This is a genomic window from Raineyella sp. LH-20, from assembly GCF_033110965.1.
GTDB lineage: Bacteria > Actinomycetota > Actinomycetes > Propionibacteriales > Propionibacteriaceae > Raineyella.
In genome coordinates, this window is record NZ_CP137003.1 from 3,424,178 (window position 1) to 3,437,979 (window position 13,802).

A 13,802-nucleotide genomic window follows, 5' to 3' on the forward strand; every position below is an offset into this window, starting at 1 on the left:
ATCCTGTTGCCCGCCGATCGAGGAACGGACGTCGTACGGTCACACCCGACTGCCCCCCGCGATCACCAGGACTGGGCAAGCACCAGCGGCAGCACCACCTGAGCCCCGAAAGTGACCGGGTCATCGGGCAGCAGGTCGGCGATCACCCCCGCGGGGAACCGATCCGCGGCATCGGTGAGGTCGGCGAGCAACCGCCGGGTGGTCCGCTCGGCCAGCTCGGCCGGTCCGACCAACCACTCGTTCTCCAACTCGTACGCCGCCCGCTCGTCGAGCATCCGCAGCATCAGCACCTCACGCGCCATCGTCCGTGGATCGCCTCCGCCGGGCGGTTGCCCGGGCAGTCCGCCGCCGAGGCGACGCCCGAGCCAGCGCGCGGCGTCCCGCAGGCCGGCGTCCCACCGGCCGGCGCCGAGCACCAAGGCATACTCCGCACGCACGTCACGCGGGATCGGCTGACCCTCCGCGTCGAAGCCCCCGGCGCAGTGGGCGGCGACCCTGGCCAGCGCCCGGGCGGGGACCGACGGGTCGCGGCCGGCCGTCGCGAGAGTGGTGACCAGGTTCATCGCCGCGACGGCGCCGAGCGGGACCGGCCCCAGCTCCCCGACCAGGTCGGCGGCCCGGTCGAGCCAGCCGGTGTCCCCGGTCGCCGTGTGCAGGCCGAGACAGGCCAACACCGCTTCCGGGTCGGTCCGCGCACGCAACGGTCCGGTCACCGACGCCTCGACCACGTCGAGAGCGCGCAGCGGGTCGACCAGGCCCGGCCCGGCCAACGCGGCCAGCACCAGCGCCGCAGCGGTCGTCGTGCCGAGCACTCCGGTCAGTCCGTGGCCGAGGCCCGGATCGTACGCACCGGTCAGGTCGTACGGGTCGGTCAGGTCGTACGGGTCGGCGTGGTCGTACGGGTTGGTCTCCGACACGCCGGCCCGATCCAGCAGCCGGCCGGCCCAGGTGGCCGCGACCTGGTCGAGCGCCGGCGCCCACCGGGCCTCGACCAGCGTGGTCCCGCGCGCCGAGTTGAGACGTACGGTCACCCGGTGCCGTCCGGCGGCGGGCAGGATCTCCACGGTGTCCCCGACGAGGTCGACCTCGAGATCCTCCCCCTCGTCGTCCACCGCCTGGTCGAGATCGGCGATGACCAGCGGCACCGTGTCGGGCAGGTCGACCGGATCCGGCCACCATCCGGGCAGCACCACCGCGGCAGCCCGCAGGTCCGGCAGCCAGCTCGCCTGCCAGTGCCACAGCCGGCGTTCCCCCACGTCCCAGTGCGACGACGGTCCGAGTTCGAAGGCGTCGGTCGCCTCGGTGGCGCCCTGCCGCTGCCGCACCACCAGCAGTGGGCCGTCACCACGAGGGGCGACGATCCAGGCCGCCTCGGCGCCGGCGCTCCAGGTCCAGGCCTCGCAGCCCCGGGCCGGCACCGGGCGCAACCGCACTCCTGCGGCGCGCGGTGCACCGGAGGTGTTCACGGCGACGATCCGCTGGTCCCAACCGGCCAACACGCTGTGGCGGATGTCGAGGTGGACGGGACCGTCGCGATGGACCTCCACCTCATCCTCCGCCCGGGCGACCAGTGGCGCGGTGGTGTCGCTGCCGGCGAGTCGGATGTCGAGGCCGTCGAGGTACGGGCCCCACTGGTCGTGGACCAGCGACACCAGTTCCCCGTCCTCGTCGAAGGCGAGCACGGCCTCACACCACCGCAGCTGCGTGGCGGCGCGTCCGACCATCTCACTCACCCCGCTGACAGGTCGGGCACCAGAACAGGTTGCGACCGGCCAGGTCACGCTGCCGGATCGGGGTGCCGCAGACCAGGCACGGCTGCTCGGTGCGGCGGTAGACGTACACCTCGCCACCGTGGTCGTCCACCCGGGGTGGACGACCCATCGCCTCGGGGGTGTGGTCGGGGCGTACGGTGTCGATCCGGCCGAGCCGCTTGCCCTCCGCCATCAGGTCGACCAGGTCCTCCCAGAGCCGGCACCACAGGGCTGGGCTGACAGTGTTGGCCGGCAGCAGTGGATCCACCCCGTGCCGGAAGAGCACCTCGGCCCGGTAGACGTTGCCGACGCCGGCCAGCACCGACTGGTCGAGCAGGACCGTGGCGAGCGGACGGTGGGAACGCCGAAGCCGGTCGTACGCCCGCCCCGGATCGGCCTGCGGATCAAGCGGGTCCGGTCCGAGTCGGGCGATCATCGCGGCCTCGGTCGGCGGATCGGTCAGCCGACAGCCCTGCGGGCCGCGCAGGTCGGCGACCCGCCCGTCGGCGGCGATCCGCAGCCGTACCTGCCCGACCACCGGATGCGTCGGTGCGACGGTCATCCGGCCGATCAGACCCAGATGGATGTGCACGACCCGCTCGTCGTCGAACTCGACGAACAGGTGCTTGCCGACCGCTCGGGCCGCGGTCAGCGTCCGGCCGTCGAGCAGCAGTGCCTCGGCGGCGAAACGTCCCTGGGGGCTGCTCACCGTCACCGGGTGCCCGGCGAACGCTTCGTCGAGGTCGTCGGCGAGCCGATGCAGGACGTGACCCTCAGGCACCCGGCACCTCCTGTCCGTGCCACTGGGCGTGGCGCCTGTCTAGGCTAGTCGCATGACATCAGGAGCGGGCCAACGCGACCGCGGCACGTCCGCCGAGCGCGGCACGAGCACGTCCGCCGAGCGCGGCGAGACCTCACGTCCCGGACCGCGGATCCCCGGCGCGCGGCGGCGGCGCAACGGCGCCGACCAGGACCGTACGGCGTCCCGCAGACCGGCGCAGGAGGAGCGCGAGGGCCAGGCGGAGCGCGACACCCCGTTCCCCCACGACTTCGGCCGCGACGGCACGTCCGGCCTGGTCACCCACGACCGTGCGCTCCGCGCCCGGGAGGTGTCCCGGCCCACGCCCGAGGACGAGGCGGAGGCCGTCGCGGGCGCCGAGGCGATGCTGCGCAGACTCGGCCGGCACCACTGACCTACGCGCAGTGTCGAGCCCGTACGACTCCGGCCGGGTCGGGGCTGGCTGACATCGACCTACGCCGGGGGATCGACCGGTGCCGCCGACGTACGCCGGCCGGGCTGCCGGGACGCGGCCGACGTCAGCGGGACGCGTCGTACGCGCTGAGCTTGTCGATCCGGCGCTGGTGGCGTGCATCCTGCGAGTACGGCGTGGCGAGGAAGGCGCGGACCATCTCCAGGGCGAACTCCGGCTCGTGCTGGCGGGCGCCGACGGCGACCACGTTGGCATCGTTGTGCTCACGGCCCAGTTCGGCGATCGCGACGTTCCAGGCCAGGATCGACCGGATCCCCGGGACCTTGTTCGCCGCGATGTTCTCGCCGTTGCCCGACCCGCCGATGACGATCCCCAGCGACCCCGGATCGGCGGCCACGGCCTGGGCGCCCGGGATGCAGGTGTCCGGGTAGTCGTCCTGGGCGTCGTACTCGAGGGCGCCGTGGTCGACCACGTCGTGGCCGTCCTCGGTGAGGGCCTGGACGAGGTAGTTCTTCAGCTCGTACCCGGCATGGTCGGTGGCAATGTGAACGCGCATGCGGTCACTATCTCACGCCCCTACGTCGGGCTCCGGCGGCGTCACCACTGCCCGAACGGCCTGGCCGACGCCCTCCCGGTGGCTGTCACGGAGCCCACCTCCCCCACGGTCGCGCGCCTCACCGGCACCCCTCGGGGGTATCCCGCGTCCTCCCCCGGTCCTTCCGCCGACTCCTGGCGCCCGACCGGCACCCGCCTAGCCTTGACGCATGTCCGCCCCGTCCCACCCGCCCGGTCCCCGCGCCGAGCGCAGGGTCTCCCGACGCGTGGTGATGACGGGTCTGGGGGCCGCCGTGGTCGGCCCGGCCCTGGCTGCCTGCGGCGTCGGCTCCAGCGGGCCGGTCCGCGTCCCGCTCGAGCGCGCCTCCTGTGTCCCGGTCTCCGACACCGAGACGTACGCCCGGTTGGGCGAGGCCCGGCTGCGCTACGAGGTGAACGACAAGCCGATCACGCTGCGGATGGCACCAGGATTCGCCGGGCAGCTCGAGACGTGGTTCCGCGACTGGCGCGACCTCACCGGCACCGCCCCGGACCTGGTCGGGACGTACGGCTCCTGGCTGCCGGACGACGGCCGGTGCGACTCCTGGCACTACGCCGGGCGGGCCTTCGACCTCTCCCGGTTGGCGATCGGCGGGACCGACCTGGTCTCCTGCCGCTACGACACGTGGGGGTCGGGGGCCACCACGGGCAGGCTGGCCGGCTACTGGGCGCTGGCGGCGAGCCTGCACCTGCACTTCGCGTACGTGTTGACCTATCTCTACGACGACGCCCATCACAACCACATCCACGTCGACAACGGGGTGTCCGGTGCGGGCATGTCGACCTTCACCGGACGGTCCCGTGTGCAGAACCAGGCCGTCCAGGCGATCTGCCGCTACCTGTGGGACCGGCCGGTGCCGCTCACCGGCGCCTGGGACGCCGCCACCCGCAGCGGTGTCGCCGACATCCTGTCCGGGCTCGACCTGACCGGCGGCCTCACCCACCAGGAGACCTGGCAAGGCCTGCTCCGTGCCACGGTCCGCCGCTGGGCGGCGGGCCGCTGATCACCCGGCCCGACCACACCCCGATCCGACCACACCTGGCCCGACAGCGCCCCGGCCCGACGACGCCCCGGCCCGACGGCGCCCCGGTCTTCCTCTGGCGTTCCATAGGGCAAACCTATGGAACGCCAGAGGACATGAGCGGCCCGGCCCGGCCCGACCCGCCCCACGGTGAACGAACAAGCGCCGCCGTACACCCAGCCTGGCGGCGCTTGACCCTGCCCCGTGACTGACCCTGCCCCGTGACTGACCCTGCCTCGTGACTGACCCTGCCCCGTGACAGAAACACTTACATATCAGTCGAAGATCGGTCCCCGGGTGCGCGAGCGCTTCAGTTCGTAGAAGCCGTCGTACTCGGTCACCAGCGACACGCCGTCGAACAGTCGACCGGCCTGCTCCCCCGTCGGCGCCGGCGAGATCACCGGGCCGAACAGCGAGTGCCCGTTGATCCGGAGCACCGGGGTGCCCACCTCGTTGCCCACCGGGTCCATCCCCTCGTGGTGCGAGCGGCGCAGCGCCTCGTCGTTGGCGTCGGTCTCGGCCGCGTCGGCGAGTTCGGCGGGCAGGCCCACCTCGACCAGCGCAGCCTCCAGCGTCGCCCGGTCGCGTACGGCGGCCTGCGGGTGGAACCGGGTGCCGATCGCGGTGTAGAACTCCCGCAGCTTCTGCGAGCCGTACCGCTCCTCCACCGCCAGGGCGACCCGCGCCGAGCCCCAAGCACCGGCCAGGAACCGCTTGTAGTCCTCGGGCAGTTCGTCGCGGCCTTCGTTGAGCACCGACAGACTCATCACGTGGAAGACCGTCCGCACCGGACGGACCTTCTCCACCTCGAGCATCCAACGGGAAGTCATCCAGGCCCACGGACATTGCGGGTCGAACCAGAAATCCACCTGCTGGAGGGCCTTCTGCGCCACTGGCTGGGTCTCGGTCATGGTGTCGGTCACATCCGCAGCCTACTGCCCCCGTCAGCTCGTCCGCCCGGACCGGCCGACCGCCGCCCCCGCCCCGCCCCGCCCAGCCCCGCCCCGACCCGACCGAGCCGATCGGTCACCGAGTGCCCATCGGTGCCGGCTCTTTCGGCCGCCGATCGCCAGCTGAGGCGGGGGATTCCGCCGGAACACGCCGAAGGGACGCTAGTCTGACGACTGTCCCCGCAAGTGAGGTAGCACTCACTGCCCCCGGACAGCCTGCCCGCAGGCTCCCGACGACCCGAAGGGAAAGCCTTGTACTCCGAGAACATCACGCGCGAGGAGGCCCGGATCCGGGCCGGCCTGGTGACCACCGATGCCTACCGCGTCCTCGTCGACCTCACCGGGCGGGCGCCGTCCGGCGCTGCGCTGGCGGACCCGGACGGGACCTTCGTGTCCCGCTCGACGGTCGAGTTCTCCAGCCGTGCCGGAGTCACCTGGATCGACCTGATCGCGGACGCGGTCCTCGAGGCGTCCTTGGACGGGGAGCCGCTCGATGTGTCGGCGTACGACGGCGCCCGGCTGCCGCTCACCCTGACCGAGGGCGCGCACGAGCTCACCGTCGTCGGGTTGTGCCGCTACTCCCGCACCGGTGAGGGCCTGCACCGCTTCGTCGATCCGGCCGACCGGCGGGTCTACCTCTACACCCAGTTCGAGGTGGCCGACGCCCGGCGGATGTATGCCAACTTCGAGCAGCCGAGCCTCAAGGCGACGTACGAGCTGTCGGTCGTCGCTCCGCAGAACTGGGTCGTCATCTCCAACGCCGCGTCGGTCGACCCGGTGGTGATCGAGGAGCCCGATCCGCTGCACGGCTGGGACATCTGGGGCCTGCCGTACGCCCGCTGGGACTTCGCCCCGACGGTACGGATCTCGACCTATCTGACCGCGCTGATCGCCGGCAACTACCACCGGGTGCACGACACGTACACCGGCCCGCACGGCGACATCCCGCTGTCCCTGCTGTGCCGGGAGTCGATGGTGGAGCACCTCGACGCCGACCGCCTGTTCGCCACGACGAAGCAGGGCTTCGAGGTCTTCGAGGCCGCCTTCGGCACCCCGTACCCGTTCGGGACGTACGACCAGTCGTTCGTGCCGGAGTTCAATGCCGGCGCAATGGAGAACGCCGGCTGCGTCACCCACCGCGACGACTACCTCTTCCGCTCCCGGGAGACCGCCGCAGCGTACGAGAACCGCGACAACACGATCCTGCACGAGATGGCCCACATGTGGTTCGGCGACCTCGTCACGATGTCGTGGTGGGACGATCTGTGGCTCAACGAGTCGTTCGCCGAGTGGGCCTCGCACTTCGCGATGGCCGAGTACCACGAGCACCCCGAGCAGCCGTGGGTGACCTTCGCCAACCAGCGCAAGACCTGGGCCTACCGCCAGGACCAGCTGCCGACGACCCACCCGATCGCGGCCGACATGGTCGACCTGCTGGCGGTGGAGTCCAACTTCGACGGCATCACGTACGCCAAGGGTGCCTCCGCGCTGCGCCAGCTGGTGGCGTACGTGGGCCGGGACAACTTCCTCACCGGCGTCCGCCAGTACTTCGCCGACCACGCGTACGGCAACACCACCCTGCAGGACCTGTTCGACGCGCTGCAGACCGCCTCGGGCCGTGATCTGTCCGGCTGGGCCGCCCAGTGGCTCCAGGTGCCCGGGGTGAGCACCCTGGTCGCCGACTTCGACGTCGACGCCGACGGCCGGTTCAGCCGCTTCGCCGTACGCCAGTACCTGCCGGCGGCCTTCCCGGTGGCGCGGACCCACCGGATGGCGATCGGCCTCTACAACCGGGTCGACGAGCACACCATCACCCGCACCGCCCGGGTCGAGATCGACGTCGAGGGCGAGGTGGTCGACGTCGTGGACCTGGTCGGCGTCCCGCGCCCCGACCTGATCCTGCTCAACGACGACGACCTGACGTACGCCAAGGTCCGCCTCGACGCGCAGTCGCAGGCCACCGTGGTCGAGCACCTGGCCGACATCGACTCCGCGCTCGCCCGCGCCGTCTGCTGGGGCGCCGCCTGGGACATGACCCGGGACGGGGAGATGCTCGCCGCGGACTACATCGCCATGGTGCTCGGCGCGGTCGGCCGGGAGACCGACCCGACCGCCGTACAGCGGACGCTGGGCCAGGCGCTGACCGCGGCGACCTTCTACGCCCCCGACGAGCAGCGCGGCCAGCTCGACCACGCCCTCGAGATCGGTCTCGCCCATCTGGTCGCCGGGGCCGAGCGCGGATCGGACGCCCAGCTCACCTTCGTCCGGACCCTCGCCTCGGCCGCCGTCAGCGGCACCGCCGGGGAGGTCCTGCTGGCCTGGCTCGCGGGCGAGGAGAAGGTCTCCGGTCTGGAGATCGACACCGATCTGCGCTGGCACCTGCTCACCCAGTTGGCCCGTCTCGGGCTGGCCGACAGCACCCGGATCGACGCCGAGCTGGACCGCGACCGCACCATCAGCGGCGAGCAGCACGCCGCCGCCGCCCGTGCCGCGCTGCCCGACCCGACCGACAAGGCGGAGGCCTGGCGGCTCGCGACGGCCGCCGCGGATGTGGCGAACGAGACCCAGCGCAGCATCTGCCTGTCGTTCTGGCGGCGTGGCCAGGAGGATCTGCTACGGCCGTACGCGGACCGCTTCCTCGACGTCGTCGACGTGATGGGGGCGGGGGCGAACGGCTGGGACAAGAAGGGCATCGCGCTGCGGGAGAACGTGCTGCGGCATCTCTTCCCATCGCTGGTCGCCGACGAGGCATTCCTGGCCCGACTCGACGCCTTCCTCGCCGAGCACGAGCTGACCACCCCGATCCGTCGGTCCCTGGCGGAGTCGCGTGACGACGCGCTGCGCGCCCTGCACGCGCAGACGGTGGCCCGGGCCCGCCTGACGGTCCCGGTGCCCAGCGAGGAACCGTCCCAGTTGGCGGTCGGCGAGGAGCCGGCGGAGAGCCCGGTCGCCGCTGTCGAGGACCTGCCCGCCATCGGTGAGGAGGCCGCCGACGAGCAGGCCGCCGACGAGCAGGCGGTGATCGACAAGGAGGCCGTGATCGACGAGGGGGCGGTCGACGACGACCCGACGGCACACAGCCTGCAGCCGGTCACCGACCCGGTGCTCACCGACGACGAGGACGTGCATCCGATCGGCCTGACCTCACCGACCGCGGTCTTCGGCCCGGCCCCGGAGACCTCGCCCACCGCGGTGTTCGCGCCCGAGTCAGAGACCTCACCGACCGCGGCGTTCTCTCCCGCATCCTCGACCTCGCCCTCGGCCGCGGTCCCCCCGGAGTCTGCCGAGTCCCCGTTCTCCCCGGAGTCCCCGTTCTCCCCGGAGTCCGCCGGGTCCCCGGAGTCTCCGGTCTCCCCCACCGAGCGGTGACGATGCGTACGGTCGGCGGGATCGTCGCGCTGCTGGAGTCGTGGTTCCCGCCGGCGACGGCCGAGTCGTGGGACCGGGTCGGGCTGGTGGTCGGCGACCGCAGCCGTCCGGTGTCGCGCATCCTGTGCACCGTCGACGTCACGCTCGCCGTGGTGGAGCAGGCGATCGTGATGGGCGCCGACCTGGTGGTAGCCCACCACCCGCTGTTGCTGCGTGGCGTCCACGCGGTCGACGCCGCCGACCCCAAGGGCGCCATGGTGCTGCGGCTGGCCGAGTACCGGATCGCCCTGTGGGCCGGTCACACCAACGCCGACATCGCCACCGGCGGCGTCGGCGAGGCGCTCGCCGACGCGATCGGGCTGGTCGACCAGCGGCCGATGGTGCCCCGCCCGGCACCCGGCCTCGACAACCTCGTCACCTTTGTGCCGCCCGACCATCTCGACACCCTCGTCGGAGCGCTCTCCGCGGCCGGCGCCGGACGGGTCGGGGCGTACGACTCCTGCCACTTCGCGGCGCCGGGCACCGGCTCCTTCCGTCCGCTGGAGGGCGCCACGCCGTACGTCGGGACGATCGGTGAGGTCGAACACGTCGCCGAGGTGCGGGTGGAGATGGTGCTGCCCCGGTCACGACGGGAGGCGGTGGTCGCCGCCCTCTTGGACAGCCACCCGTACGAGACGCCGGCCTGGCACATCGTCGAGACCGCTCCCGGGCCGGCCGAAGCCGGTCTGGGCCGGGTCGGCCGTCTGGACCCGGGACTGACCCTGGCCGAGTTCGGCCAGCGGATCGCCGACGCGATCCCGGCCACCGCCGGGGGCGTACGGATCGGCGGGGATCCGCAGCGGGCCGTCCACCGGGTCGCCGTGCTGGCCGGCGCCGGCGACTCGCTGCTGGAGCAGGCTCGTGCGCTGGGTGTCGACTGCTACGTGACGTCCGACCTGCGCCACCATCCGGCCGGGGAGTTCCTGGAGCGTACGCAGCTCAATCCGGCACACCCCGCCCTGGTCGACATCAGCCACTGGGCCGCGGAATGGACCTGGCTGCCGGTGCTGGCCGACCGGCTGACCACCGACCTGGACGACGTGGTGGTGGAGATCAGCACGCTGGTCACCGACCCGTGGACCGGGACCTTCCACCGACGCTGATCGACTGTCGCCCCGCCGGTGCCACGGCAGCGGCCGGCCTGCTTCACGACGGTCGGGATCAGCAGCGGTCCGCTGCGCCGACGACCGGGCTCAGCGGTCGGCGGCGGGCCGCCGATGCTCGATGATGAACGTGTGGGCGGCCTCGCCGAGCTGCAGGACGCCGGCGACCAGCCCGCCGGCGAGATCACCGGCCGCGAAGCTCGTCACCATCGTGGCGGTGGCCAGGGTGCAGGACGCGTCGGAGAGGGTGCGGGCCGCGCGGGCGCCGGTCACCACGACGACCTCACGATGGCGTGGATCGACGTAGACGAGGACGGCCGTGTCGCGGTCCGCCAGCGTCGCGTGCAGGGCGTGGGCCCGGTCGTCGACCGTCCCCTCGTGGTCGTCCTGCGCGACGTACGCGGTGAAGCGGAAGCCACAGCGGGCCTCGGCCTGCTCGGTCGCCCAGGCGACCCGCTTCACATCGGTCGGGGAGAGCCCGTCACCAACGAGCATGGGAGCCGCCCGTGCCGTCCTCGCGGTCCGAGCCGCTCGTCACGGCCGGGGCTTCGGGGCCGGAGCCGCCGACCATCAACGGCTCGGTCGGCGGGTGCAGCGAGCGATCCTCCTTGCCGATCATCCTGGCGAGCTGGATGACGGCGATGACGAGGAAGGCGGCGACAGGCAGGAACAGGATCCAGACCAGTTCGTGCATCACGGGAACGGCAGGGGCCACCGGCCAGCCGGGCAGGTTGTCCAGGGGAAGGAGTCCGGCCGTCATGGGTGTGATCACAGTCAGCAACTCACTCACGTAATCTAACGTACTGCAGTCGGCGTCCCGCGGGGAGGGGATGCGCGCCCGCCCGCGGGGGCTGCACAGGTCGAGGACACCCGAGGACGGGTGGGGACGGAGGAGCCGGTGGCTGCGGAGGAACGGACGGAGACCGCCCCACGGGTGGTGATGGACGCTGACGAGATCTCCCGGGCCGTCATCCGGATGGCCCACCAGGTGCTGGAGGGCGACCACGACGCCCGGCGCCTGATGGTGGTCGGGATCCCCACCCGCGGCGTACCGCTGGCGCAGCGGCTGGCCGCGGCGATGGAGGAGATCGAGGGGCACCTGGTGCCGGTCGGCGAACTCGACGTCACCTTCTATCGCGACGACCTGCGCCAGCAGCCCACCCGGGCGGTCGGTCCGACCCGGATGCCCGGGCCGATCGACGACGCCGTGGTGGTCCTGGTGGACGACGTCCTCTATTCCGGCCGTACGGCCTCCGCCGCACTGGAGGCCCTGAAGGACATCGGCCGACCGCGGGCCGTACGCCTCGCGGTGCTGGTCGATCGCGGTCACCGCGACCTGCCGATCCGCGCCGACGTGGTCGGCCGCGAGCTGCCCACCGCCACCGCCGAACGGGTCCGCGTCCAGCTGGAGGAGACCGACGGGGTCTCCCGGGTCACCATCTCCCGCACCGGGAGTGAGGCGTGATGCACGATCTGCTGTCCGCCGCCGACCTCAGCCGCCAGGAGGCCGTCTCGATCATCGACCTGGCCGAGGAGATGAGCGAGGTCCAGACCCGCGATGTGAAGAAGCTGCCGGTGCTGCGCGGCCGCACGGTGGTGAACCTCTTCTTCGAGGACTCCACCCGCACCCGCTCCTCGTTCGAGATCGCCGGCAAGTGGCTGTCCGCCGACGTCATCAACGTCTCCGCGAAGGGCTCGTCGGTCTCCAAGGGCGAGTCGCTGCGCGACACGGTGCAGACCCTGTCCGCGATGGGCGTCGACGCCCTGGTGATCCGCCACATGGCCTCCGGCGCGCCCGCCCAGGCCGCCCAATGGACCCACGCCTCGGTGGTCAACGCCGGCGACGGCACCCATGAGCATCCCACCCAGGCACTGCTCGACGCGTTCACCATGCGCCGCCACTTCCGCGCGGTCACCGGCGACCCCGGGGCCGACTGGTCGGGCCGGACCGTGGCGATCGTCGGCGACGTGACCCACTCCCGGGTGGCCCGCTCCAACGTGCTGCTGCTGCGTACGCTCGGCGCCCGGGTGGTGCTCGTCGCGCCGCCGACCCTGATGCCGTCGGCGGTCGACAGCTGGCCGTGCGAGGCGACCAACGACCTCGACGCCGCGCTGGCCGAGGCCGACATCGTGATGATGCTGCGGGTCCAGAAGGAACGCATGCACGGCGGCTACTTCCCCACCGCCCGGGAGTACACCATCGGCTACGGCCTCACCCGCGACCGGCTCGCCGCCCTGCGCCCGGAAGCCGCGATCTTCCATCCCGGCCCGATGAACCGCGGCCTGGAGATCTCGCCCGACGCGGCCGACGCCGCCGCCTCCCGTGTGCTCGACCAGGTGGCCGCCGGTGTGGCCGTACGGATGAGTGTGCTCTACCACCTGCTCGGCGGCTCCACTCCCCCCCTCGACACCCCGACCCCGTCGACACCGGCCGACGCGAAAGGACCCACGGCATGACCGTCACCCCGCTCAGCGCCGGCATCCCGACCCGGCTGCTGGTCACCGGCGTCACCCTTCCCGACGGCACGACCGGTGACGTGTACGTGGACGGTCCGGTCTTCGGCGATCCCGCCACCGCGCCCGCCGATGTCGAGCGTCTCGACGGCACCGGGCTGGTCGCGCTGCCCGGCCTGGTCGACCCGCACGTCCACCTGCGCGAGCCGGGCCGGGAGGACGCCGAGACGATCCGCACCGGCACCGCGGCCGCGGCCCGCGGCGGCTTCACCGCCGTCCAGGCGATGGCCAACACCACCCCGGTCACCGACACCGCCGAGATCGCCCGCGAGGTCGCGGCGATCGCCGCCGCGCAGGGTGCCTGCGTCGTCATCCCCTGTGGGGCGATCACCAAGGGGCTGGCCGGTGAGCAGCTGGCCGAACTGGGTCTGATCCACCGGGCGACCGGCACCCGCTGCTTCTCCGACGACGGCGCCTGCGTCGCCGACGGCCAGGTGATGCGCCGGGCGTTCGAGTACGTCCGTGCCTTCGACGGGGTGCTGGCCCAGCACGCCCAGGACCCGCGGCTGGCCGGCCCGGACGCCTGCTGCCACGAGGGCGAGCTCTCCGGCAAACTCGGTCTGGGCGGCTGGCCGCCGGCTGCCGAGTCGACGATCGTCGCCCGCGACGTGGAGCTCGCCGCCCTCACCGGTGCCCGCTACCACGTCTGCCACGTGTCGGCGAAGGAGTCGCTGGACATCATCCGGGCGGCCAAGGCCCGTGGCGTACGGGTCACCGCCGAGGCGACCCCGCACCACCTGCTGCTGACCACCGATCTGCTGACCGACTACGACACCACGTTCAAGGTCAACCCGCCGCTGCGCACCGCCGAGCACGTCGAGGCGCTGCGGGCGGCGGTCGCCGACGGCACGGTCGACGTGATCGGCACCGACCATGCCCCGCACGCCTTGCAGGACAAGGACCATGCGTTCGTCGACGCCCGGCCGGGCATGGTCGGGCTGGAACAGTCCCTCGCGGTGGTGATCGACACGCTGGTGCGTCCCGGGCTGCTCGACTGGGCCGGGGTCGCCGACCGGATGTCGTACGCCCCGGCGGCACTGCTCGGACTGACCGACCAGGGCCGTCCGGTCGCCCCCGGCGAGCCGGCGAACCTCTGCCTGGTCGATCCCAAGGCGCGTCACCGGGTGGATCCGGCTGACACCGCCTCGCTGGCACGCAACAATCCCTACGCCGGTCGGGATCTGCCCGATCCGGTGCGCCTGACGGTGTGCCGTGGCCACGTGACCTACCGTCGCTGACCCACCGGCCC

General features: G+C 72.5%; 12 protein-coding genes and 1 pseudogene. 7 read left to right on the plus strand and 6 right to left on the minus strand.

Annotated elements, in window-relative coordinates; translation table 11 throughout:
- Window positions 1-62: 62 nt before the first annotated feature.
- The gene (locus tag R0146_RS15180) at window positions 63-1,724 is read right to left on the minus strand and encodes a hypothetical protein (RefSeq protein ID WP_317690692.1); all 1,662 of its coding nucleotides are present in this window, start codon (window positions 1,722-1,724) and stop codon (window positions 63-65) included.
- 1 nt (window position 1,725) lies between these two features.
- The gene (locus R0146_RS15185) at window positions 1,726-2,532 is read right to left on the minus strand and encodes an Fpg/Nei family DNA glycosylase (protein WP_317690693.1); all 807 of its coding nucleotides are present in this window, start codon (window positions 2,530-2,532) and stop codon (window positions 1,726-1,728) included.
- A gap of 52 nt (window positions 2,533-2,584) precedes the next feature.
- Here R0146_RS15185 and R0146_RS15190 point away from each other — a divergent pair, with 52 nt between their 5' ends.
- Window positions 2,585-2,944, plus strand: coding sequence for a hypothetical protein (locus tag R0146_RS15190; protein WP_317690694.1), 360 nt, complete (start codon window positions 2,585-2,587; stop codon window positions 2,942-2,944).
- Window positions 2,945-3,068: 124 nt separating this feature from the next.
- Here R0146_RS15190 and R0146_RS15195 read toward each other — a convergent pair whose 3' ends face one another.
- The gene (locus R0146_RS15195; RefSeq protein ID WP_317690696.1) at window positions 3,069-3,518 is read right to left on the minus strand and encodes a ribose-5-phosphate isomerase; all 450 of its coding nucleotides are present in this window, start codon (window positions 3,516-3,518) and stop codon (window positions 3,069-3,071) included.
- A gap of 208 nt (window positions 3,519-3,726) precedes the next feature.
- On the opposite strand from R0146_RS15195, the gene R0146_RS15200 reads away from it, so the two are divergent.
- A complete protein-coding gene (locus R0146_RS15200; RefSeq protein ID WP_317690697.1) occupies window positions 3,727-4,560 on the plus strand; it encodes a hypothetical protein in 834 nt (277 codons plus the stop codon).
- Window positions 4,561-4,853: 293 nt separating this feature from the next.
- On the opposite strand, the gene R0146_RS15205 is transcribed toward R0146_RS15200, so the two are convergent.
- Window positions 4,854-5,489: a mycothiol-dependent nitroreductase Rv2466c family protein gene (locus R0146_RS15205; protein ID WP_317692434.1), complete on the minus strand. Its 636-nt coding sequence runs from the start codon at window positions 5,487-5,489 to the stop codon at window positions 4,854-4,856.
- 291 nt (window positions 5,490-5,780) lie between these two features.
- Here R0146_RS15205 and pepN point away from each other — a divergent pair.
- Window positions 5,781-8,402: pseudogene (gene pepN / locus R0146_RS15210) on the plus strand (aminopeptidase N); the annotation flags it as partial.
- A gap of 497 nt (window positions 8,403-8,899) precedes the next feature.
- Window positions 8,900-10,039, plus strand: a complete 1,140-nt coding sequence (locus tag R0146_RS15215; RefSeq protein WP_317692435.1) for a Nif3-like dinuclear metal center hexameric protein — start codon at window positions 8,900-8,902, stop codon at window positions 10,037-10,039.
- 90 nt (window positions 10,040-10,129) lie between these two features.
- On the opposite strand, the gene R0146_RS15220 is transcribed toward R0146_RS15215, so the two are convergent.
- Entirely contained in the window at window positions 10,130-10,534 is a 405-nt protein-coding gene (locus R0146_RS15220) for a DUF5130 family protein (protein ID WP_317690698.1), read from the minus strand.
- Window positions 10,521-10,799 (minus strand): hypothetical protein, encoded by a 279-nt coding sequence (locus R0146_RS15225; RefSeq protein WP_317690699.1) that lies wholly within the window; start codon window positions 10,797-10,799, stop codon window positions 10,521-10,523. The genes R0146_RS15220 and R0146_RS15225 overlap by 14 nt, the downstream gene beginning before the upstream one ends.
- 138 nt (window positions 10,800-10,937) lie before the next feature.
- Here R0146_RS15225 and pyrR point away from each other — a divergent pair, with 138 nt between their 5' ends.
- The 3 genes from pyrR to R0146_RS15240 are packed head-to-tail and all read left to right on the plus strand — an operon-like array spanning window position 10,938 to window position 13,791.
- A complete protein-coding gene (gene pyrR / locus R0146_RS15230; protein ID WP_317690700.1) occupies window positions 10,938-11,504 on the plus strand; it encodes a bifunctional pyr operon transcriptional regulator/uracil phosphoribosyltransferase PyrR in 567 nt (188 codons plus the stop codon).
- Window positions 11,504-12,496 carry an aspartate carbamoyltransferase catalytic subunit gene (locus tag R0146_RS15235; RefSeq protein WP_317692436.1) on the plus strand — a complete coding sequence of 331 codons (993 nt, stop codon included), beginning with the start codon at window positions 11,504-11,506 and terminating at the stop codon, window positions 12,494-12,496. The genes pyrR and R0146_RS15235 overlap by 1 nt, the downstream gene beginning before the upstream one ends.
- Window positions 12,493-13,791 (plus strand): dihydroorotase, encoded by a 1,299-nt coding sequence (locus tag R0146_RS15240; RefSeq protein WP_317690701.1) that lies wholly within the window; start codon window positions 12,493-12,495, stop codon window positions 13,789-13,791. Before R0146_RS15235 ends, R0146_RS15240 begins: the two co-directional genes overlap by 4 nt.
- The last annotated feature ends 11 nt before the right edge of the window (window positions 13,792-13,802 follow it).

Coding starts and splice junctions, on each gene's coding strand:
- R0146_RS15220 (WP_317690698.1), bottom strand. CDS start 10,534: ATGCTCGTTGGTGACGGGCTCTCCCCGACCGATGTGAAGCGGGTCGCC.
- R0146_RS15195 (WP_317690696.1), bottom strand. CDS start 3,518: ATGCGCGTTCACATTGCCACCGACCATGCCGGGTACGAGCTGAAGAAC.
- R0146_RS15225 (WP_317690699.1), bottom strand. CDS start 10,799: ATGACGGCCGGACTCCTTCCCCTGGACAACCTGCCCGGCTGGCCGGTG.
- R0146_RS15200 (WP_317690697.1), top strand. CDS start 3,727: ATGTCCGCCCCGTCCCACCCGCCCGGTCCCCGCGCCGAGCGCAGGGTC.
- R0146_RS15235 (WP_317692436.1), top strand. CDS start 11,504: ATGCACGATCTGCTGTCCGCCGCCGACCTCAGCCGCCAGGAGGCCGTC.
- R0146_RS15240 (WP_317690701.1), top strand. CDS start 12,493: ATGACCGTCACCCCGCTCAGCGCCGGCATCCCGACCCGGCTGCTGGTC.
- R0146_RS15205 (WP_317692434.1), bottom strand. CDS start 5,489: ATGACCGAGACCCAGCCAGTGGCGCAGAAGGCCCTCCAGCAGGTGGAT.
- R0146_RS15180 (WP_317690692.1), bottom strand. CDS start 1,724: ATGGTCGGACGCGCCGCCACGCAGCTGCGGTGGTGTGAGGCCGTGCTC.
- R0146_RS15190 (WP_317690694.1), top strand. CDS start 2,585: ATGACATCAGGAGCGGGCCAACGCGACCGCGGCACGTCCGCCGAGCGC.
- R0146_RS15215 (WP_317692435.1), top strand. CDS start 8,900: ATGCGTACGGTCGGCGGGATCGTCGCGCTGCTGGAGTCGTGGTTCCCG.